This window comes from Rhodopseudomonas telluris, from assembly GCF_042432815.1.
Taxonomy (GTDB): Bacteria; Pseudomonadota; Alphaproteobacteria; order Rhizobiales; family Xanthobacteraceae; genus Rhodopseudomonas; species Rhodopseudomonas telluris.
In genome coordinates this window covers 34,284-53,316 of the sequence record NZ_JBHLWM010000006.1, presented here as the reverse complement: position 1 = coordinate 53,316, position 19,033 = coordinate 34,284, and the positions used below count along the sequence as shown (strand labels likewise).

The 19,033-nt window shown below is 65.8% G+C and carries 19 protein-coding genes; 11 read left to right on the top strand and 8 right to left on the bottom strand.

What is annotated here, in order from left to right; all coding sequences use genetic code 11:
- Window positions 1–63: 63 nt before the first annotated feature.
- Window positions 64–1,344, bottom strand: coding sequence for an MFS transporter (locus ACFFJ6_RS16840; RefSeq protein WP_378389849.1), 1,281 nt, complete (start codon window positions 1,342–1,344; stop codon window positions 64–66).
- Between the two features lie 156 nt (window positions 1,345–1,500).
- Between ACFFJ6_RS16840 and ACFFJ6_RS16835 the strand changes: the two genes are divergently transcribed.
- The 9 genes from ACFFJ6_RS16835 to ACFFJ6_RS16795 all read left to right on the top strand — a co-directional run bounded on the left by ACFFJ6_RS16835 (window position 1,501) and on the right by ACFFJ6_RS16795 (window position 11,038).
- Window positions 1,501–2,445 carry a TAXI family TRAP transporter solute-binding subunit gene (locus tag ACFFJ6_RS16835; protein WP_378389847.1) on the top strand — a complete coding sequence of 315 codons (945 nt, stop codon included), beginning with the start codon at window positions 1,501–1,503 and terminating at the stop codon, window positions 2,443–2,445.
- 165 nt (window positions 2,446–2,610) lie between these two features.
- Window positions 2,611–4,728 carry a TRAP transporter permease gene (locus tag ACFFJ6_RS16830; RefSeq protein ID WP_378389845.1) on the top strand — a complete coding sequence of 706 codons (2,118 nt, stop codon included), beginning with the start codon at window positions 2,611–2,613 and terminating at the stop codon, window positions 4,726–4,728.
- A gap of 24 nt (window positions 4,729–4,752) precedes the next feature.
- On the top strand, window positions 4,753–5,124 hold the full coding sequence (locus ACFFJ6_RS16825) for a DUF1850 domain-containing protein (protein ID WP_378389843.1): 372 nt from the start codon (window positions 4,753–4,755) through the stop codon (window positions 5,122–5,124).
- 213 nt (window positions 5,125–5,337) lie between these two features.
- Complete coding sequence (locus ACFFJ6_RS16820; RefSeq protein WP_378389841.1) at window positions 5,338–6,141, top strand: SDR family NAD(P)-dependent oxidoreductase; 804 nt, start codon at window positions 5,338–5,340, stop codon at window positions 6,139–6,141.
- A 235-nt stretch (window positions 6,142–6,376) separates the two neighbouring features.
- A complete protein-coding gene (locus tag ACFFJ6_RS16815; RefSeq protein WP_378389839.1) occupies window positions 6,377–7,123 on the top strand; it encodes a tetratricopeptide repeat protein in 747 nt (248 codons plus the stop codon).
- Between the two features lie 137 nt (window positions 7,124–7,260).
- Entirely contained in the window at window positions 7,261–9,171 is a 1,911-nt protein-coding gene (locus tag ACFFJ6_RS16810) for a propionyl-CoA synthetase (protein ID WP_378389837.1), read from the top strand.
- 311 nt (window positions 9,172–9,482) lie between these two features.
- Window positions 9,483–9,737, top strand: a complete 255-nt coding sequence (locus ACFFJ6_RS16805) for a hypothetical protein (RefSeq protein WP_378389836.1) — start codon at window positions 9,483–9,485, stop codon at window positions 9,735–9,737.
- A 249-nt stretch (window positions 9,738–9,986) separates the two neighbouring features.
- Complete coding sequence (locus tag ACFFJ6_RS16800) at window positions 9,987–10,676, top strand: OmpW/AlkL family protein (protein ID WP_378389834.1); 690 nt, start codon at window positions 9,987–9,989, stop codon at window positions 10,674–10,676.
- A 143-nt stretch (window positions 10,677–10,819) separates the two neighbouring features.
- On the top strand, window positions 10,820–11,038 hold the full coding sequence (locus ACFFJ6_RS16795; protein ID WP_378389832.1) for an alkylphosphonate utilization protein: 219 nt from the start codon (window positions 10,820–10,822) through the stop codon (window positions 11,036–11,038).
- Between the two features lie 9 nt (window positions 11,039–11,047).
- Here ACFFJ6_RS16795 and ACFFJ6_RS16790 read toward each other — a convergent pair whose 3' ends face one another.
- From ACFFJ6_RS16790 to ACFFJ6_RS16780, 3 genes are all read right to left on the bottom strand, one after another.
- The gene (locus ACFFJ6_RS16790; protein WP_378389830.1) at window positions 11,048–11,224 is read right to left on the bottom strand and encodes a hypothetical protein; all 177 of its coding nucleotides are present in this window, start codon (window positions 11,222–11,224) and stop codon (window positions 11,048–11,050) included.
- A 312-nt stretch (window positions 11,225–11,536) separates the two neighbouring features.
- The gene (locus ACFFJ6_RS16785) at window positions 11,537–11,743 is read right to left on the bottom strand and encodes a type II toxin-antitoxin system HicB family antitoxin (RefSeq protein WP_378389828.1); all 207 of its coding nucleotides are present in this window, start codon (window positions 11,741–11,743) and stop codon (window positions 11,537–11,539) included.
- Window positions 11,743–11,937 (bottom strand): type II toxin-antitoxin system HicA family toxin, encoded by a 195-nt coding sequence (locus ACFFJ6_RS16780; protein ID WP_378389826.1) that lies wholly within the window; start codon window positions 11,935–11,937, stop codon window positions 11,743–11,745. Before ACFFJ6_RS16780 ends, ACFFJ6_RS16785 begins: the two co-directional genes overlap by 1 nt.
- 296 nt (window positions 11,938–12,233) lie before the next feature.
- Between ACFFJ6_RS16780 and ACFFJ6_RS16775 the strand changes: the two genes are divergently transcribed.
- Together ACFFJ6_RS16775 and ACFFJ6_RS16770 are read left to right on the top strand one after the other, a co-directional pair.
- Window positions 12,234–14,396, top strand: a complete 2,163-nt coding sequence (locus ACFFJ6_RS16775; protein ID WP_378389824.1) for an anthranilate synthase component I — start codon at window positions 12,234–12,236, stop codon at window positions 14,394–14,396.
- A 134-nt stretch (window positions 14,397–14,530) separates the two neighbouring features.
- A complete protein-coding gene (locus ACFFJ6_RS16770; RefSeq protein ID WP_378389822.1) occupies window positions 14,531–15,076 on the top strand; it encodes an adenine phosphoribosyltransferase in 546 nt (181 codons plus the stop codon).
- Window positions 15,077–15,422: 346 nt separating this feature from the next.
- Here the strand turns inward: ACFFJ6_RS16770 and ACFFJ6_RS16765 are convergent, their stop codons facing one another.
- The 4 genes from ACFFJ6_RS16765 to ACFFJ6_RS16750 all read right to left on the bottom strand — a co-directional run bounded on the left by ACFFJ6_RS16765 (window position 15,423) and on the right by ACFFJ6_RS16750 (window position 19,029).
- Window positions 15,423–16,103, bottom strand: coding sequence for a hypothetical protein (locus tag ACFFJ6_RS16765; protein ID WP_378389820.1), 681 nt, complete (start codon window positions 16,101–16,103; stop codon window positions 15,423–15,425).
- 88 nt (window positions 16,104–16,191) lie between these two features.
- Entirely contained in the window at window positions 16,192–16,965 is a 774-nt protein-coding gene (locus ACFFJ6_RS16760) for a P-loop NTPase family protein (RefSeq protein WP_378389818.1), read from the bottom strand.
- A gap of 172 nt (window positions 16,966–17,137) precedes the next feature.
- Entirely contained in the window at window positions 17,138–18,307 is a 1,170-nt protein-coding gene (locus ACFFJ6_RS16755) for a M48 family metallopeptidase (RefSeq protein ID WP_378389816.1), read from the bottom strand.
- A 164-nt stretch (window positions 18,308–18,471) separates the two neighbouring features.
- A complete protein-coding gene (locus tag ACFFJ6_RS16750; protein ID WP_378389814.1) occupies window positions 18,472–19,029 on the bottom strand; it encodes a LemA family protein in 558 nt (185 codons plus the stop codon).
- Window positions 19,030–19,033 lie beyond the last annotated feature (4 nt).

Here is a 19,033-nt window from a genome sequence, read left to right as displayed (position 1 = left end):
ACGAGAACGACGATGATGGCAATATCCGAGTCTAGCGCGGCTTCGTGAAGCCGCCGCGACAGCCTACGCGGCGGGCGCCGTCGGGGCCAGCGTCGGCGGCGGAGCCGGCTGTTCTGCGCCCGGCCGCGTTTCCGGCATCAGCAGCAGGAACAGCGCGAGGCCCGCCGCCGCAATCGCCGCGAGCGTGAGGAATGCCGCGCTGTAGCCGGCCGACACCACGATCAGTCCGGCGACGCCGGTCGACAACGCACCACCCAGACCCGCCGCAGTCGCGATCGCGCCCTGGCTGACGTTGAAGTGGCCGGTGCCGCGGGTGAGGTCGGCCACCACCAGCGGAAACAGCGCGCCGAAAATGCCGGCGCCGACGCCATCGAGCAGTTGCACGCCGACCAGCCAATATGGATTGTCCGACAACGGATACAGCGCGCCCCGCAGCGCCAGCACGCCGAGCGCCACCGCGAAGATCGGCTTGCGGCCCCAGACGTCGGCCTTGTGGCCGACCAGCGCGGCCACCGGCACCATCACCATCTGGGCGGCGACGATGCACACCGACATCAGCGTGGTGCCGAGGTTCTTGTTCACCAGCGCCAGCTTCTGCCCGACCAGCGGCAGCATCGCCGCGTTGGCGAAGTGAAACAGCACGGTGGCGCCGGCGAAGATCAGTAGCGGCCGGCAGGTCAGCAGCACCTTGAAGCCCGACGGCTGATCGTGGTGGCTCCCCGCCGGTGCGTCGGCGCCGGGAGCGTCTGCGTCGAGGCCGCGGGCCACATGATCGTCGATCGCCGCGGCTGGGATCGACAGCGTCGCGAAGATGCTGGCGACGGCCATCGCGGCCATCAGCCAGAACACCACCACCGGACCGAAGAAGTAAGCCGATGCGCCCGCCAGCAAGGCAGCGGTCGCGTTGCCGGCGTGATTGAAGGCCTCGTTGCGGCCGGTGCGCCGCGCGAAGGCGCGCGGCCCGACGATGCCGAGCGTCACCGCCGCCACCGCGGGCGCGAAGATCGCGCCGGCCGCTCCCGCGAGCGCCTGGGTGGCGGCAACCAGTTCGAAGCTGTGCAACAGAGGCAACGTGATCGACGAGAGAGTGACGACCACGGCGGCGGCAACCATCAGGCCGCGCTTGGCGGTCGAGCGGTCGATCAGCGCGCCGGCCGGAGTTTGCGCCAGAATGCCGGCGGCGGCGGCGATCGACATCACCAGGCCGATCGAGGCCTCGTTCCAGTTCTGCACGGCCAGCAGATAGATCGCCAGATAGGGCCCGAGCCCGTCGCGGACGTCGGCGAGAAAGAAGTTAAGGGCATCGAGCGACCGGTTGAGGTCGGGCTTCTGTTCAGGAGACACACGAACCTCTGGGGTGCAGCGAAAAGTACGCCCGCCAACCCGCAAAGCCGCGGGCTGGTTCCGCACTCGGCTCTGTTATTGCTGATTTGACGGGTTGACCGCAGCGTTTTGCACGTTCAGTTTCCCGACTAAGCAACTCAGGGGAGAAAATCGTTCATGAAGGCCAGATTGTTCGCCTTGGCTGCAGTCGCGTCGGTGGTTGTAGCTCCGCAGGCCCACGCGCAGCAGTTCATCAACGTGCTGACCGGCGGTACCTCGGGCGTGTATTACCCGCTCGGCGTCGCGATCTCGAAGATCTACGGCGAGAAGATCCCCAACATCAAAGCGCAGGTGCAGGCCACAAAGGCCTCGGTCGAGAATCTGAACCTGCTGCAGCAGGGCCGTGGCGAGATCGCATTCACGCTGGGCGATTCCCTGAAAGCGGCCTGGGAAGGCGACGCCGAAGCCGGCTTCAAGGCCAAGCTCGACAAGCTGCGGGTGATCGGCGCGGTCTATCCGAACTACATCCAGATCGTCGCGACCTCCGAGAGTGGGATCAAGACGCTGGCCGACCTGAAGGGCAAGAGCCTGTCGGTCGGCGCGCCGAAATCCGGCACCGAGCTGAATTCGCGCGCGATCCTCAAGGCCGCCGGCATGGACTACAAGGATCTCGGCAAGGTCGAGTATCTGCCGTTCGCCGAGTCGGTCGACCTGATGAAGAACCGTCAGCTCGCCGCTACGCTGCAGTCCGCCGGCCTCGGCGTCGCCTCGCTGAAGGACCTGTCGAACTCGTCGGCGATCAACGTCGTGGCCGTGCCCAAGGAGGTCGTCGACAAGATCGGCCCGCCGTTCATCGCGGCGACGATTCCGGCCAAGACCTATACGGGCCAGGAGCAGGACGTTCCGACCGCCGCGGTGGTCAACTATCTGGTGACCTCGACCGCGGTGTCGGACGATCTCGCCTATCAGATGACCAAGCTGATCTACGAGAACCTGCCCGAGCTGGCGAGCTCCCACGCCGCCGGCCGCGAGATCAAGCTGGAGACCGCGGCGACCGGCAGCCCGGTTCCGCTGCATCCGGGCGCCGAGCGCTACTTCAAGGAAAAGGGCATGCTGAAGTAAGCGATCGCCTGTCGTCATTGCGAGGAGCGAAGCGACCAAGCAATCCAGCTCAGGGCACCGAGCCTGGATTGCTTCGCTTTGCTCGCAATGACAGATAAGATGCCAATCGGCCAAAACCTGCGCGGTTGAAGGCTCCAAGAACGCCACCGAGGGGACACGGTTCAGATGCAGCCCGCTCCGATCGAACAGGCTCCCGGAGCCGTCAAAGTCGAGTTCGACAATTTCGAGCACGGCTTTCCGGCGGGGTTCGGGCCGCGTGGCTGGCGGCATCTGGCCTATGCGGTGGCGATCGCCTTCGCGGTGTTCCAGCTGGTCATCGCGGCCTGGAACGTGCTGCCGAGCCAGGTGGTACGCAGCGTCCATGTCGGCTTTCTGATCCTCTTGACCTTCGGCCTGATCGGCAACTTCACCGCGCGCACCGATTTCGGCCGCGCGGTCGCCTGGATCATCGGCGCGCTCGGCTTTCTGTGCGGGCTGTACCAGTGGATCTTCTACGCGGACCTGATCCAGCGCGACGGCGATCCGACGCATCTCGATCTCGCGGTCGGCACGCTGCTGGCGGTGCTGATCTTCGAGGGCACGCGGCGGCTGATGGGCCCGGCGCTGCCGATCATGTGCGGCGTCTGTCTGCTGTACTGGTTCTTCGGCCAGTATCTGCCGGCGCCGTTCAACCATCGCGGCTACGACTTCGACCAGATCGTCACCCATCTGTCGTTCGGCACCGAAGGCTTCTACGGCGTGCCGATCTACGTGTCGGCGACCTACATCTTCCTGTTCATTCTGTTCGGCTCGTTTCTGGAGCGCGCCGGCATGATCCAGCTGTTCACCGACGTCTCGCTCGGCCTGTTCGGCCGCAGCCGCGGCGGCCCGGCCAAGGTCGCAGTGTTCGCCTCGGGCATGATGGGCACGATCTCCGGCTCCGGCGTCGCCAATGTGGTCACCGTCGGCCAGTTCACCATTCCGCTGATGATCAAGTTCGGCTATCGCCGGGCCTTCGCGGCCGGCGTCGAGGCCACCGCCTCGATGGGCGGGCAGATCATGCCGCCGGTGATGGGCGCGGTCGCTTTCATCATGGCCGAGACGCTCGGCGTCGATTACTCGGTGATCGTCAAGGCTGCGGTGATCCCGGCGATGCTGTATTTCGCCTCGGCGTTCTGGATGGTGCATCTCGAGGCCGGCAAGCACGGCCTGGTCGGCATGAAGGCGTCCGAGATCCCGAGCGCCTGGAAGGCGGCCGTCGAGCGCTGGTACCTGATCCTGCCGCTCGCGGCGCTGGTGTTCATGCTGTTCGAGGGTTTCACGCCGCTCTACGCCGGCTCGATGGGCCTGGCGCTGACGGTGGCGCTGATCCTCGGCGCCAGCATCGTGCACGGCTTCTCCAAGCCGGTGCTGCGCTACGTGTTCTGGATCGGGCTGGCGCTGGTGGTCGGCGCCGTGTCGCGCAACGGGCTCGACATCATGCGGATCATTCTGGTTGTCGCCGGGCTGATCGCTATCACGGCGCTGACCCGCGGCGGGCGTGCGACGCTGGCGGCGTGTCGTGACTCGCTGGCCGACAGCGCCAAGTCGGCGCTGACCGTCGGCATGGCTTGCGCGATCGTCGGCACCATCATCGGCATGATGACCCAGACCGGCGTCGGCACGGTGTTCGGCAGCTGGGTGATCGGCCTGGGTGAAAAGAGCCTGTTCCTGGCGCTGATCATGACGATGCTGCTGTCGATCCTGCTCGGCACCGGCATCCCGACGATCCCGACCTACATCATCACCGCGGCGCTCGCGGCGCCGGCGCTCGCCAAGCTCGGCGTGCCGCTGATCGTCAGCCACATGTTCGCGTTCTACTACGGCATCATGGCGGATCTCTCGCCACCGGTGGCGCTGGCGGCACTCGCGGCGGCACCGATCGCCCGCGAGAACCCCGACAAGATCGGCTGGGAGGCGATGAGGATCGCGCTGGCCGGCTACGTCATCCCGTTCATCGCCGTGTACTCGCCGGCCCTGATGCTGCAGCCCGGCGATCCGATGGCGGCCGAGCTCGGCTTCTACGGCGCCGTCGCCTACGCCACCGTCAAGGCGCTGATCGCAATCGCGCTGTTCGGCATGGTGGCGATCGGCTTCCTGTACACGCGGATGAATCTGCTCGAACGTCTCGTCGCCTTCGCGGCGGCGATCTGCCTGCTCGGTGAATTCCCCTACAGCGACTATGTCGGCTTCATCGTCACCGCGCTGATCGTCGCCTGGCAATGGCGGCAGCGCCCGCCGCGCGACGCGGTGGCGACGGCGTAAGGCACGCGCGGTGAGGCTTGCACAATGAGCCTTTGCGTCGTGTCCGCGGGCGTCGTCAAGACGCTGGCGCTCGCGGCTTTCACGCTGGCGTGGACGCATTCGATCGAGAAGGTGGAGTGGCAAGAGGACTGGCGCGTCACCCCGCAGGGACTCGAACTGGTGCAGGCCCGCGTCAAAGGCAGCGGGGCCGGCATGGAGCCGCCGCCGGACGCGCGGCTGAGGGACGGGTGGTTTCAATGGTCGCCGCACCGCGCCCCGCAGCGCGAACTTATCCTCGGCAATTCGGGCATGGCGGGTGAGTGGCGACTATGTGCCGACGGCGCCTGTCGGACGTTGTCGGAGATCGTCGGGCACAAGCTCGGCGCCGAGCCCACGACGGTCAGCGCGTGCGAGTAATTGATGCCGCGTTACGAGGTGTCTGATCCCTCGTAGTGAGGAGGCGCGAAGCGCCGTCTCGAACCAAGAGGCTGCACGGCTATGCCACCCTCATCCTTCGAGACGCGCGCAAGAGCGCGCTCCTCAGGATGAGGAACGGAACGCATCCCGGATTGCGCTTCGCTGCATCCGGGCTACAAGGCTTTCCGACACGCAACGACGAGAGAGACACGCATGCCGCGACTGCAAGGCAAGACGGCGCTGGTGGTCGGGGCCGGTTCGATCGGACCGGGCTGGGGCAACGGCAAGGCGACGGCGGTGACGTTCGCACGCGAGGGCGCGCAGGTGTTCTGCGTCGATCGCAACGCCGAGGCCGCGGAGGAAACCGCGAGCCTGATCACCGGCACCGGTGGCCGCGCCGTCGCCTTCGCGGCCGACGTATCGCGCGTCGCGGATGTCGAGGCGATGGTCAAGGCCTGCATGGAGGCCTATGGCCGGATCGACGTGCTCGACAACAATGTCGGCATCGCCGAGACCGGCGGCGTCGTCGAAGTCTCCGAGGCCGAGTGGGACCGCGTGTTCGCCGTCAATCTCAAGAGCGCGTTCCTCGCCATGAAGCATGTGATCCCGATCATGCAACAGCAGGGCGGCGGCTCGATCGTCAACATTTCGTCGATCGCCTCGATCCGGCATCTCGGCATTTCCTACGTCACCTACGCGGCGTCGAAAGCCGCGATGAATGCGATGACACGGACCACCGCGGTCGAATACGCCAAGGACCACATCCGCGTGAACGCGATCCTGCCGGGCCTGATGAAGACCCCGATGGTCGCGCACTCCGCCGGCCTCGCCGCGAGCTACGCGGGCGGCGACGTCGACGCGATGTGGCGCGCCCGCGACGCGCAGGTCCCGATGGGCCACATGGGCGAAGCCTGGGACGTCGCCAACGCGGCGCTGTTTCTCGCCAGCGACGAGTCGAAATACGTCACCGGGATCGAACTGGTGGTGGACGGCGGGCTGACCCTGAAGGTGAATTGAGGAGATGCTGTTGCAAGATGCGCACTTCGCCAGCCGATCCTCGCACCGGGTTGGAGCCTCATGGTGAGGAGGCGCTTTGCGCCGTCTCGAACCAAGAGGTGGCACGGCCGTGCCGGCTCATCCTTCGAGACGCGGCCTGACGGCCGCTCCTCAGGATGAGGGGCAACGACCGGACAAGAACATCGGCCGCTTGGTGAATATGATGAAGTTGCTACGTCGCATGTCAATTAGCTCGATGTTGATCATCATCGCGGTGATGAGCGTTGCGGCGACGCGCTCCGCCCTTGCCACCACGCCCGAGGCCATCGACGATCCGACCGTCGATCCGGCGCCATGCCTCGCCTCTGCGGCCCAACCGGAGGAGGCGGATCGCACGATAGCGCTGTGCGGCCGGCTGCTCGCCAGCCGCAAGATCGAGCGCGACGATCGCATCAAGGCGCTGGTCGCGCGTGGCGACGCGCTGGCGCGGAGCGGGCAGGTCGATCGCGCGCTCGTGGACTACGACGACGCATTGCGGCTCGATCCGAAACAGCCCGACGTGCTCAACGCGCGCGGCGAAGCCTGGCGCCTGAAGGGCGATCGCCCCAAGGCGCTGCTGGATTTCTCGGCGGCGTTGAAGCTGCAGCCGGACCACGCCGCGGCGCGCGCCAATCACAAATCGCTGGCGATGGAGCTGGAGCGACTCGGTGCCCAGAAGGCGGTCGACGGTAAGCCGAGCTTCGATTGCCGCCGGGCGCGCCGCGCCGTCGAGAAGGCGATCTGCGCCGACCGCGACCTCGCCAATCTCGACCGCGAGATCAACGCGCGCTTCGTCCGCATCGCGCAGGACGCCAAACTTACTCCAAAGGAGTTGCAGTCGCTGAAGCGGGCGCAGGACGGTTTTCTCGCGCGTCGGAATAGCGCGTTCGGGCGGCCGGGTTACGACTTGCGGGCGGAGATGAAGGCGCGGCTGCAACAGCTTACCGGGAGCGACGGCAACTGAGTGGCGCTGCGTGCCGGCTTCCCACTTGAAACGCAGCTTGCGGCGGGGTTGATTAGGAACAAAGGCGGGGTTGCCAGCGCCGCCTAAAAGCTGGACATGGCGGGCCAAACCGCCCGAAAACATGGGAGTGCGACGCCATGAATATGCATGACAAGAGTCGTTATCACGAGGTCCATGCCCGCTCGCTGGCCGATCCGGAGGGCTTCTGGGGTGAAGTCGCCCGCGAGATCGACTGGATCGAGCCGCCCACCAAGGTGTTCGACGCCTCGCTCGGCCTGTACGGCCGCTGGTTTCCGGGCGCCAAGGTCAATACCTGCTACAATGCGCTCGACCGTCATGTCGCGGGTGGCCGCGCCGATCAGGTCGCGCTGATTCACGACTCGCCACTGACCGGCACGATCAGCCAGTTCACCTATGCCGAGATGCTGCGCGAGGTGCAGGCGCTCGCGGCGATCATGCAGGACTTCGGCGTGCAGAAGGGTGACCGCGTCATTCTGTACATGCCGATGGTGCCGGAATCGATGGTGGCGATGCTGGCCTGCGCGCGCATCGGCGCGGTGCATTCAGTGGTGTTCGGCGGCTTTGCGGCGAAAGAACTCGCCACCCGCATCGACGACGCCAAGCCGAAGCTGATCCTTTCGGCGAGCTGCGGCATCGAGCCCGGCCGCATCGTCAAGTACAAGCCGCTGCTCGACGAAGCGATCGAACTCGCTTCGGTCAAGCCGGACGCCTGCATCATCCTGAAGCGTCCGCAGCAGGACTGCGAGCTGAAGGAAGGCCGCGATCACGACTGGGGCAAGCTGCGCAGCGAGGCGCTCGCGGCCGGCAAGGCCGCCGACTGCGTCGCCGTCGACGCTACCGATCCGCTCTACATCCTCTACACCTCGGGCACGACCGGTAAGCCGAAGGGCGTGGTGCGCGACAATGGCGGCCACCTGGTCGCGCTGAAATGGTCGATGGAGAACCTCTACGGCGTGAAGCCCGGCGAGGTGTGGTGGTGTGCCTCCGATATCGGCTGGGTGGTTGGCCACAGCTACATCATCTACGGCCCGCTGATCCACGGCGCGACCTCGATCATGTACGAAGGCAAGCCGGTCGGCACGCCGGACGCCGGCGCGTTCTGGCGGGTGATTTCCGAACACGGCGCGGTTGCGCTGTTCACGGCGCCGACCGCCTTCCGGGCCATCCGCAAGGAGGACGGCAACGGCGATTTTATTCGTAAGTACGATCTGTCGAAATTCCGCACGCTGTTCCTGGCGGGCGAACGCGCCGATCCGCCGACGGTGGAATGGGCCGAGCAGCAACTCAAGGTGCCGGTGATCGATCACTGGTGGCAGACCGAAACCGGCTGGTGCATCGCCGGCAATCCGGTCGGCCTCGGCCTGCTGCCCGTCAAGCACGGCTCGCCGACCGTGCCGATGCCCGGCTACAAGCTCGAAGTCGTCGACGAGGGCGCCAAGCCGGTCGCGCCCGGCGCGATGGGCTCGATCGTGATCAAGCTGCCGCTGCCGCCCGGCAATCTGCCGACGCTGTGGCAGCAGGACGAGCGCTGCCGCGAGAGCTACTTCGCCGACTTCCCCGGCTACTACAAAACCTCCGATGCCGGTTATCTGGACGAAGACGGCTACGTCTTCGTGATGGGCCGCACCGACGACATCATCAACGTCGCCGGTCACCGGCTCTCGACTGGCGGCATGGAGGAAATTCTCGCCTCGCATCCGGACGTCGCCGAATGCGCCGTGCTCGGCATCAACGACACCATCAAGGGCGAGGTCCCGTGCGGGCTGATCGTGCTGAAGAGCGGCGTCACCCGTGACCACGCTGAGATCGAGAAGGAGATCGTCAAGCTGGTCCGCGACAAGCTCGGACCGGTCGCAGCGTTCAAGCTGGCCATCACCGTGCCGCGGCTGCCCAAGACCCGCTCCGGCAAGATCCTGCGCGGCACCATCAAGAAGATCGCGGACGGCGACGCCTGGACGATGCCCGCCACGATCGAAGATCCGACAGCGCTCGACGATATCTCGTCGGCGCTGAAGAGCCACGGCTGAGCGGCTTCTTCGTCCTTGCGAGCCAACGGGTCGGCGCGAAACGCCGCCCGATGACCGGCTCCGCGAAGCAATCCCGCCCCCGTGCACGGGGCTGGGTTGCTTCGTCGCCGTGCTTCTCGCAATGACGGAAGCCCTTGCGATTGCGGACTTACAAAGCCCGCAATTCGCGGTAAACAGGCACGGCCTATCAACGTCATTCCGGGGCGCCGCATCGCGGCGAATCCGGAATCCATGACCCCTGCCGGTGAGTATGGATTCCGGGTTCGCGAGCTGCGCCCGCGCCCCGGAGTGACGAACTTTCGGGGTCATACATGTTGCCTAGAACGCTGATCGCCCTGACCTTCGCCGCCGTCGCACTCGCCGGCTGCGCCAGCCGCAATGACGCGCCGACAGATCTCGGCGACGACGATGCGTTCTGCAAGCAGAACGGCGTTGCGGTCGGTTCGTCCGAATACGTCGCCTGCCGCCGCGACCGCGACGTCCAGCGCTCCAATTCCATCACCCGCGCCAATCGCGCCCAGCGCAATCTCGGCGAATACATGATGCAGAATCCAAGCCGCCCCTGAGTGAGCGCGGTTCGAACGGACGGGGCGCGCACGCACGCGTCGCGCGACACAAATCATTGTTGCACGTCAAATTTTTCAGCCCAGTCGCGACTCGCCTGAGAATCTGTTGCCCGGACGACACGGGTGCCGGACAGGTGCGACAACTCGCCCCGCCGATTTGATCGAGATCAATCCCGAGTGCCACTCGGAGGCATCTGTGCTCGCAAGTGTGGGCTTCAGCCCATGCGACTGAACCTTAATGGGGCACCTATGACCAAATTTCTCACTGCAGTATCGGCGCTGGCAATGGCGGCGGCACTGAACGGCCTGCCGACTTCCGCGGTCGCGGCCGACCTCGCCGCGCGTCCTGTCTACAAGGCGCCGGTCGTCGAAGAATGGAATCCCTGGATGATCCGCCTGCGCGTGCTCGGCGTGATCCCGCGCGATTCCGGCTACGTCAATCAGGTCCCCGGCTCGTCCCTGAAGACCTCCGATGCGGTGGTGCCCGAGCTCGACATTTCCTACTTCTTCAACCGCAACATCGCGGCCGAACTGATCCTCGGCGTCACCCGCCACAGCATTTCCGGCACGGATGCGCTCAACGGCATCGACGTCGGCAAGTCCTGGCTGCTGCCGCCGACCCTGACGCTGCAATATCACTTCACCGATTTCGGCGCGTTCAAGCCGTATATCGGCGCCGGCGTGAACTACACCTTCTTCTTCAGCCAGAAGGCGGCCGGCGGCACCGTCATCGAAAGCCACCTCAAGGACAGCTTCGCGCCGGTCGCTCAGATCGGCTTCGACTACATGTTCGACAAGCACTGGGGCTGGAACGTCGACGTCAAGAAGATCTGGCTGCGGCCGGAGTGGAACGGCACGCTGGCCGGCAATGTCCCGGTGACCGGCAAGGTCAACCTCGATCCCTGGCTGGTCGGCACCGGCATCACCTACAAGTTCTGATCGGTTTCCAACGAGCGGCGGCGCGGAGCAATCCGCCCCGCCGTCATGTCGGGACTGGCCGCGGACATTGCCCGCCGGCCACTTTCCTGCTTTGAGTTCCCGCGCCGTGCGACCGTGCGGCACGCATCACCGAAAGGCTCCGCATGGACATCAAGGTCAGGGACAGCAACGGGACGCTGCTCGCCGACGGCGACAACGTCACGATCATCAAGGATTTGAAGCTGAAGGGGTCTTCCACCGTGCTGAAGCGCGGCACCGTGATCCGCGGCATCCGCCTCACCGACAATGAAGACGAAATCGAAGGCCGCACCGACAAGATCAAGGGCCTGGTGCTGCGGACGGAATTTCTGAAGAAGTCGTGACGGCTGCGGCTAATGCAGCCACTCGCCCTCACCGCTGGCGTGGCTGAAGATGACGGCGGCGCGCATCCGCGCCAGTTCGGCCTCGAGGTGTTCGTTCACCTGCATCAGCGCGCGCAGCGCCTCATGCATGCTGCCGCCGCTCTCGGCGACAATGCGGTCGATCTGCTTGTCCAACAAAGTCGGCATGAGTTGTCCCACTGATCATGCTGCGGTGCTAACAGGGGACACAAATGCGGCGATCGCGGCGCAAGTTCCTCGCAATCGTGGCGGACGCCGTTTCGGCGTGACTTATCACCGTTATCCCCAGGCTCCGCGAGGCCGCGGGAGGGATGCATGCCGAGAACAGGTTAGGCGTCAGCGCGTACCAATACGTTGATGTCGCAGCCAGAAACCGGCAAAATAAGCTGCGTCCGCCATTCCCCGTTACGGCCGGTTGTCACCCGGCATGCGGGGATAGAATGCGAGTGGGGCGGAAGCGTTCCTCGACAGACCGGGTTTTCAGGTCTCGATATATTCGGCCAGGCTGGTCGGGGCGGGCACCGGAAGCCCATCTTCTTTCAAACCATCGATGTGAAACCGGATCGCTTCGCGGATCTCGGCTTCGACCGCCGGAAGGGTGTCGCCGGTCGCAACGCAGCCGGGCAGGTCCGGCACATAGGCCGAGTAGTTGCCGTCGGCTTTCTCGATCACCACCGCATAGCGCATCAGCGCCGCTCCTTCAGGCCCGCCTGCTTCAGGATACTGGCAAACGTGCCGGGGGCAAGGTCGTCTGAGGGCTTGCCTGCAATCGTGACGCGGCCGGGCTTCCAGGGATGCTTGTACTGCCGATGGCTTCCGCGGGTCGCGACATGGGTCCACCCGTCGTCCTCGATCAGCCGGATGACGTCCCGTACTCTCATCGCACTGCATCCCAATGGGATCGATGCAGCTTAGTTGAGGTGTGGACAGCGTCGTTGCGTCTTTGGTCGAACGAGCCCCGTCTTGTCCGCCTCTTGACTTGGCCTCGAGCCAATGATGCACTCGCTTCCATGTGCACGCTGTCCCCGCCCGCCGTTTCACGTCGTTGGTGGCGCACCTCGTAACCAGAGGTGGCCGTGCGATCCCGTTGAATTCCGATCGTCCTGAGGCCGCCACGCGAGGCGGCTTTCGTTTGTCCTGTGTGGCGTTCCTCCGGCAATTTGCTTAAGAGGATGCCATGAACAGGACCGTTTTTTCGCTCCCCGCCCAGAGCGACTACAAGACCGCCGCCGGTCTCGCCGTGTCGCGCACGGTGCAGGCCTTCACCGGCGGCCAGGCGCTCGATGATCTGATCGATCTGCTGGATCGTCGTCGCGGCGTGATGCTGTCGTCCGGCACCACGGTGCCGGGCCGCTACGAGAGCTTCGATTTCGGCTTCGCCGACCCGCCGTTGGCGCTGACCACGCGGGCCGACCAGTTCGCCATCGAGGCGCTGAATCCGCGCGGCGAGACCCTGATTGCTTTCCTGTCGGACCGGCTGGAGGAGCCCAGCATCGTGGTCGAGCAGGCCTGCGCCACCAAGATCCGCGGGCGGATCGTCCGCGGCGAGGCGCCGGTGGACGAGGATCAGCGCACCCGCCGCGCCAGCGCGATCTCGCTCGTCCGGGCCCTGGTCGCGGCCTTCGCGTCGCCGGCCGATCCGATGCTCGGGCTGTACGGGGCCTTCGCCTACGATCTGGTGTTCCAGTTCGAGGATCTCGAGCAGAAGCGCGCCCGCGAGGCCGACCAGCGCGACATCGTATTGTACGTGCCGGACCGGCTGCTCGCCTATGACCGCGCCACCGGCCGCGGCGTCACTATCGCCTATGAGTTTGCCTGGAAGGCCAAATCGACCGCCGGCCTGCCGACCGCGACCGGCGAGAGCGTCTACACCCAGACCGGGCGCCAGGGTTTTGCCGACCACGCGCCGGGCGAATACGCCAAGGTGGTCGAGGTCGCGCGCGAGGCGTTCGCCCGTGGCGACCTGTTCGAGGCGGTGCCGGGCCAGCTGTTCGGCGAGCCTTGCGAGCGCTCGCCTGCCGAAGTGTTCAAGCGGCTGTGCCGCATCAATCCGTCGCCCTACGGCGGCCTGCTCAATCTCGGCGACGGCGAATTCCTGGTGTCGGCCTCGCCCGAGATGTTCGTCCGCTCTGACGGCCGCCGCATCGAGACCTGCCCGATCTCCGGCACCATCGCGCGCGGCGTCGATGCGATCAGCGATGCCGAGCAGATCCAGAAGCTCCTGAACTCCCAGAAGGACGAGTTCGAGCTCAACATGTGCACCGACGTCGATCGCAACGACAAGGCGCGGGTCTGCGTGCCCGGCACCATCAAGGTGCTGGCGCGACGCCAGATCGAGACCTACTCCAAGCTGTTCCACACCGTCGACCACGTCGAGGGCATGCTGCGCCCGGGTTTCGACGCGCTCGACGCGTTCCTGACCCACGCCTGGGCCGTCACCGTCACCGGTGCGCCGAAGCTGTGGGCGATGCAGTTCGTCGAGGACAATGAGCGCACGCCGCGGCGCTGGTACGCCGGCGCGTTCGGCGTGGTCGGCTTCGACGGCACCATTAACACCGGCTTGACCATTCGTACCATCCGGATGAAGGACGGCCTCGCCGAAGTCCGCGTCGGCGCCACCTGTCTGTTCGACAGCGATCCGGTCGCCGAGGACAAGGAATGCCAGGTCAAGGCCGCAGCGCTGTTCCAGGCGCTGCGCGGCGATCCGCCGAAGCCACTGTCGGCGGTGGCGCCGGACGCAACCGGTTCGGGCAAGAAGGTGCTGCTGATCGACCACGACGACAGCTTCGTGCACATGCTGGCGGACTACTTCCGTCAGGTCGGCGCCCAGGTCACCGTGGTGCGCTACGTCCATGCCCAGAAGATGCTGGCCGACAATGCCTATGATCTCTTGGTGCTGTCGCCCGGCCCGGGTCGGCCGGAGGATTTCGGCATCAAATCGACCATCGATACAGCGCTCGGCAAGCAGCTGCCGATCTTCGGCGTTTGCCTCGGCGTGCAGGCGATGGGCGAGTACTTTGGCGGCACCCTCGGCCAGCTCGCCCAGCCGGCGCATGGCCGTCCGTCGAGGATCCAGGTCCGTGGCGGCACGCTGATGCACGGCCTGCCGAACGAAATCACCATCGGCCGCTATCATTCGCTCTATGTCGAAATGAACGACATGCCGAAGGATCTCACCGTCACTGCCTCGACCGAGGACGGAGTCGCGATGGCGATCGAGCACAAGACGCTGCCGGTCGGCGGCGTGCAGTTCCACCCGGAATCGCTGATGTCGCTCGGCGGCGGGGTCGGGCTGCGGATCGTCGAAAATGCCTTCCGGCTCGGTCAACCTGCGAACTGAGCTTGCGAAATTGATCCAAACGCGTGTACCGCCGGGGGCAGGCTGCACTCTCCCCGGCGGCGGTTATCCGAATTGCCGGATTGCCTCGGCCGCCGCCCGATGAATTGATCCCTCCGCAACAGAGACCCGCGCCGATGACCCCCGAGCTTGCCCACGATCTGAAGGCCAGTGTCCGGACCATTCCGGACTATCCCAAACCCGGCATTATGTTTCGCGACATCACCACGCTGCTGGGCGATCCGCGGGCGTTCCGCCGCGCCGTCGACGAACTGGTGCATCCCTGGGCCGGCTCCAAGATCGACAAGGTCGCCGGCATCGAGGCCCGCGGCTTCATCATCGGCGGCGCCATTGCCCATCAGGTGTCGAGCGGCTTCGTGCCGATCCGCAAGAAGGGCAAGCTGCCGCACGCTTGTGTCAGCATGTCCTATGCGCTGGAATACGGCACCGACATCATCGAAATGCATGTCGACGCCATCGCGCCCGGTGAACGTGTGATTCTGGTCGACGATCTGATCGCCACCGGCGGCACCGCTGAGGGCGCCATCAAGCTGCTGCGCCAGACCGGCGCCGAAGTCGTCGCCGCCTGCTTCATCATCGACCTGCCGGATCTCGGCGGCGCCGCCAAGCTGCGCGGCATGGGTGTCCCGGTGCGGACCCTGATGGAATTCGGCGGGCACTGATCTCCCTTGACCCTCCCCCTTGCGGGGAGGGTGGACGGCCGCAGGCCGGCCGGGTGGGGGTCCCCGAGCACGGCGTTTGCGAGCTGAGTCCATAGCCTTACGCGCTGCCTCTGCCGATCCGTCGCAGCCCCTCACCCCAGCCCTCTCCCCGCAAGAGCGGGGCGAGGGCGCCGACCTCGCGCGGGGCTACATTCACTTGCAGTATCTTGCGACACCTGTCGCAGCGTCATGCTGAGGCGCCGCCGCGAAGCGGTGGCCGCGGAGGATCGGTCACGCTGCTCGGCCGCATCCTTCGAAGCTCGCTGCGCTCGCGCCTCAGGATGACGACGCTCTCAATGCCACGCCGTCACACCCTTGCCTGCGTCATCTCCTGGTCGAGATCGCGGAACGCCGTGTAGTTGCGGCGGATCCATTGGTTGAGTTCGGTAGAGGCGTCGGGCTCGCTGCGCAGATAGCCGGTGAACGAGAAGCTCAGCCGGTCGATATAGGTCTTCAGGAACGGCGGCAGCGCGCGGATGCGCATCACCCGGCCCTGGGCGAAGGCGCGCGGCATCTCGCCGAGCAGGACGTGCTCGTTGTCGATGGCGATCAGTTGCCGCGGCGGGACGATGTCCTGCAGGGTCCCGTAGGCCCGCGCCGAATTGCGATCGGTATCGGCGAGGAACAGCACGATCGGCGCGATCTGGCGCCGCGCCGCTTCCTTGATGAAGCCGATCTCCGCGAAGGTATCGAAGAACTCGTCGAAGGCGTGAAAGCCGAGGTCGATCACCTTGGCGACGCCGTCATGGACGATCAGCCGGTCCATCAGCTGGATCTTGCCGAAGGTGTGGTCGATCTCGGCGGTCTCGGTCAGCCGCGGCAGGTAGTCGAGCAGCGACGGTTCCTTGACGTTGACGTCGAATGCCGTCACCGAGCCGCGCGCCAGATACAGAAACTCTGTCAACAGCCGCGCGATCAGCGTCTTGCCGACGAACGGGCGCGGCGAACAGATGATGTAGACCGGGGTGCGGGAGAGGCTGGGGGACATTGGCTTCGATCGAGCTTTCCGGCCGGCCTCGCTTCAGCCGCCCGGAAGATGTCTCGCCCGATATAGCCAAAATCCAGGGTGAAGCGAATTATTTCTCGCCGCCGGCTTCGGCCACGTCGGTGGTGCGGCCGCCCTTGTCCTTGCCGACGATATCGGTCAGCCGGATGCGGTCGAACTCGCTCCAGACATTGGCCAGCCAGTGCCGCACATAGCCGCGCAGCACGAAGGAGTAGTTGGCCGGCTCGTCGTTGACGCCCTTGTTGGCGACGAACTTCAGGAACGGCACCGACGACACTTCGACCTGCTCGTACGCCATCTCGTTGAGCTTCGGGATGGTCAGCTCGGTGGCGTCCTTGATGCGGTGGAAGTACGAATTGTAGGTCGCCTGGTCCCACTCAAAGAAGCTGGTGTTGTTGATGAAGTTCTTCGTCAGGAAGTACTTCGCGCCGATCATGAAATTGGCGGTCTCGGCGATCTCGTCGAGCGAGGCGATCGACGGGCCGAGGATGTGGAACACCGCGAAGGTGATCTGGCCGGAGCGCGCCGCGTCGAGGAAGCCGATGTCGCGGAGCGAGGCCAGCGCCGGCGACAGCAGGCCGGCGCGGACGTCGATGACGGTGACCGACGGTGCGGCGCTGTTCAGCGTGTCGAAGATCTTCATCTGGTCGGCCGTCGACGTCATGTCGACGATTTCGGTGATGGCCGGATGGAAGCGCTTCAGGGTGCCGCGCGGCGATTCGGTGTCGAACGCCCGGGTCGGGATGTTGTTGGCGCTGAAATAGTCGAGCAGGGTCCGCGAGACTGTGGTCTTGCCCACGCCGCCCTTGTCTGCGCCGACGACGATGACTGCTGGCTTCGCCATGAGATTCCTTCTCGGCCGGATTGATCCCCCGACACCGCGCGCCGCGGTGCGTGTCCCTGCTTTGGGCGCGAACATGGCAGAAACATGGGATTTTTCAATGACGAGGCCGCACGGCGTGCGGCGATCTCAACAAATCCTTCCGCAACGCCGTCGAAGCGGCGCAACCGCGGGGTCAGGTGCGTCTGCCCCACGGTCCGCGCAGCAGGCCGCCGGCCGGCCGTGCCGAATCGTTCCACGGTCCGGCCTGCGCGGAAGCGGCGGTATCGGCCGGCGCGCCGGCATGCGGCGTCGTGTCCGCATCGGCACTGTCCGGCGACGTCGGCAGCGCCAGCGGGCCTGGATCGTGGCCGCCGGCGAATTTCACCAGAGCGGCCACCCGCGCGTCGACCGACGGGTGGGTGGCGAACAGGTCGGAGAAGCCCGACCGCGGATTGTCGAGGCACATCTCCATCACCGCCGAGGTCGCGCCCGGAAGTTCGCCGCGGTTCTCGATCTTGCGCAGCGCCGAGATCATCGCGTCGGGGTTCTTGGTCAGTTCCACCGAGCCGGCATCGGCGAGGAATTCGCGCGACCGCGACAGCGCCAGCTTGACCACCTGCGACAGCAGCCAGGCCAGCAGGATCAGCACGACCGCCACGATGACGACGATCACGGCCCCGCCGCCGCTCTTGCGGTCACCCGAGGACGAAGACGAGGACGACGAGGACGACCCGCTTGATCCGCCGTCGAACCGGAAGCCGCCCTGGAAGAACAGCCGAAAGAACATCTCGCCGAAGAACCCGACCACGCCGGCGATGATCATGGTGATCACCATCATCTGGACGTCGCCGTTCTTGATGTGGGTCAGCTCGTGGCCGAGCACCGCCTCGACTTCGGCGTCGTCGAGATTGGCCAGCAGGCCACTGGTCACCGTGATGGCGTATTGCTTCGGATTGAGACCGCTGGCGAAGGCGTTGAGCGCCTCGCTGTCGACGATTTTCAGCTGCGGCATCGGGATGCCGCGCGAGATGCACAGATTCTCGAGCAGATTATACAGCCGCGGCTGCTCCTGCCGGGTGACGTCGCGGCCGCCGGTCACCGCGTCGATCAGCTTCTGGTGGAAGAAGTAGGCGATGGCGATCCACAGCGCCGCGCCGACCGTCGCGAACGGCAGCGCCTTCACCAGGTCCGCGGCGGCGGCGCTCAGATAATACGCGACGCTGCCGTCGCCCCGGATCATCACCTCGGCGATCAGCGCGCCCGCATAGACCAGCACATAGACCAGCGCGAACAGCCCGATCAGCAGCAGCACCGAGCGGGTTTTGTTGGCGGCGATGTGGGTGTAGAGACCGTAGGCGGCCATGAAGCTGTCCAGTCATTGCAGAGCTGGCCTAAACCTCCCTCCCCCTTGCGGGGAGGGTGGCCCGGCGGAGCGCAGCGAAGCCGGGTCGGGTGGGGGGCGCCATAGGCAACTGTGCTCGCGGCCCCCCACCCCCGACCCCTCCCCGCAAGGGGGAGGGGAGGAGACTAGAACTTCACCTGCGGCACTTGCTCGACCTGCGTCCGCGTTTCGCCGAGGTCGAAATAGTCCTTGTGGGTGAAGCCGAGCGGGGCGGCGAACAGGGCGGCGGGCATCTGCTGGATGCCGGTGTTGTATTCCTGGACGGCGTTGTTGAAGAACCGCCGGCTGGCCGCGATCTTGTTCTCGATGTCGCCGAGTTCGCTCTGCAACTGCTGGAAGTTGGCGTTGGCCTTGAGGTCCGGATAGGCCTCGCTGAGCGCGATCAGCCGGCCGAGCGCGCCGGTGAGCTGGTTCTCGGTCGCCGCGACCTGGCCGGGCGACTGCGCGCTCATCGCGGCGTTGCGCGCCTTGATGACGTCGTCGAGCGTGCCGCGCTCGTGCGCCGCGTAGCCCTTCACGGTCTCGACCAGGTTGGGCACCAGATCGTGGCGCTGCTTGAGCTGCACGTCGATGTCGGCGAAGGCCTGATTGACGCGTTGCCGCAGCGCCACCAGGCGATTGTAGGCCATGAGCGCGGACACCGCGATCGCAACGATGACGCCGAGAATGATCCAGCCGGACATGAGA

Bases quoted from the DNA above. Each gene is read 5' to 3' on its own strand.
- ACFFJ6_RS16755 (WP_378389816.1), bottom strand. From the start codon at position 18,307: ATGGCCGCCTACGGTCTCTACACCCACATCGCCGCCAACAAAACCCGC.
- ACFFJ6_RS16825 (WP_378389843.1), top strand. From the start codon at position 4,753: ATGAGCCTTTGCGTCGTGTCCGCGGGCGTCGTCAAGACGCTGGCGCTC.
- ACFFJ6_RS16835 (WP_378389847.1), top strand. From the start codon at position 1,501: ATGAAGGCCAGATTGTTCGCCTTGGCTGCAGTCGCGTCGGTGGTTGTA.
- ACFFJ6_RS16780 (WP_378389826.1), bottom strand. From the start codon at position 11,937: ATGAGAGTACGGGACGTCATCCGGCTGATCGAGGACGACGGGTGGACC.
- ACFFJ6_RS16810 (WP_378389837.1), top strand. From the start codon at position 7,261: ATGAATATGCATGACAAGAGTCGTTATCACGAGGTCCATGCCCGCTCG.
- ACFFJ6_RS16760 (WP_378389818.1), bottom strand. From the start codon at position 16,965: ATGGCGAAGCCAGCAGTCATCGTCGTCGGCGCAGACAAGGGCGGCGTG.
- ACFFJ6_RS16785 (WP_378389828.1), bottom strand. From the start codon at position 11,743: ATGCGCTATGCGGTGGTGATCGAGAAAGCCGACGGCAACTACTCGGCC.
- ACFFJ6_RS16820 (WP_378389841.1), top strand. From the start codon at position 5,338: ATGCCGCGACTGCAAGGCAAGACGGCGCTGGTGGTCGGGGCCGGTTCG.
- ACFFJ6_RS16750 (WP_378389814.1), bottom strand. From the start codon at position 19,029: ATGTCCGGCTGGATCATTCTCGGCGTCATCGTTGCGATCGCGGTGTCC.
- ACFFJ6_RS16815 (WP_378389839.1), top strand. From the start codon at position 6,377: ATGTTGATCATCATCGCGGTGATGAGCGTTGCGGCGACGCGCTCCGCC.
- ACFFJ6_RS16770 (WP_378389822.1), top strand. From the start codon at position 14,531: ATGACCCCCGAGCTTGCCCACGATCTGAAGGCCAGTGTCCGGACCATT.
- ACFFJ6_RS16790 (WP_378389830.1), bottom strand. From the start codon at position 11,224: ATGCCGACTTTGTTGGACAAGCAGATCGACCGCATTGTCGCCGAGAGC.
- ACFFJ6_RS16805 (WP_378389836.1), top strand. From the start codon at position 9,483: ATGTTGCCTAGAACGCTGATCGCCCTGACCTTCGCCGCCGTCGCACTC.
- ACFFJ6_RS16830 (WP_378389845.1), top strand. From the start codon at position 2,611: ATGCAGCCCGCTCCGATCGAACAGGCTCCCGGAGCCGTCAAAGTCGAG.
- ACFFJ6_RS16775 (WP_378389824.1), top strand. From the start codon at position 12,234: ATGAACAGGACCGTTTTTTCGCTCCCCGCCCAGAGCGACTACAAGACC.
- ACFFJ6_RS16765 (WP_378389820.1), bottom strand. From the start codon at position 16,103: ATGTCCCCCAGCCTCTCCCGCACCCCGGTCTACATCATCTGTTCGCCG.
- ACFFJ6_RS16800 (WP_378389834.1), top strand. From the start codon at position 9,987: ATGACCAAATTTCTCACTGCAGTATCGGCGCTGGCAATGGCGGCGGCA.
- ACFFJ6_RS16795 (WP_378389832.1), top strand. From the start codon at position 10,820: ATGGACATCAAGGTCAGGGACAGCAACGGGACGCTGCTCGCCGACGGC.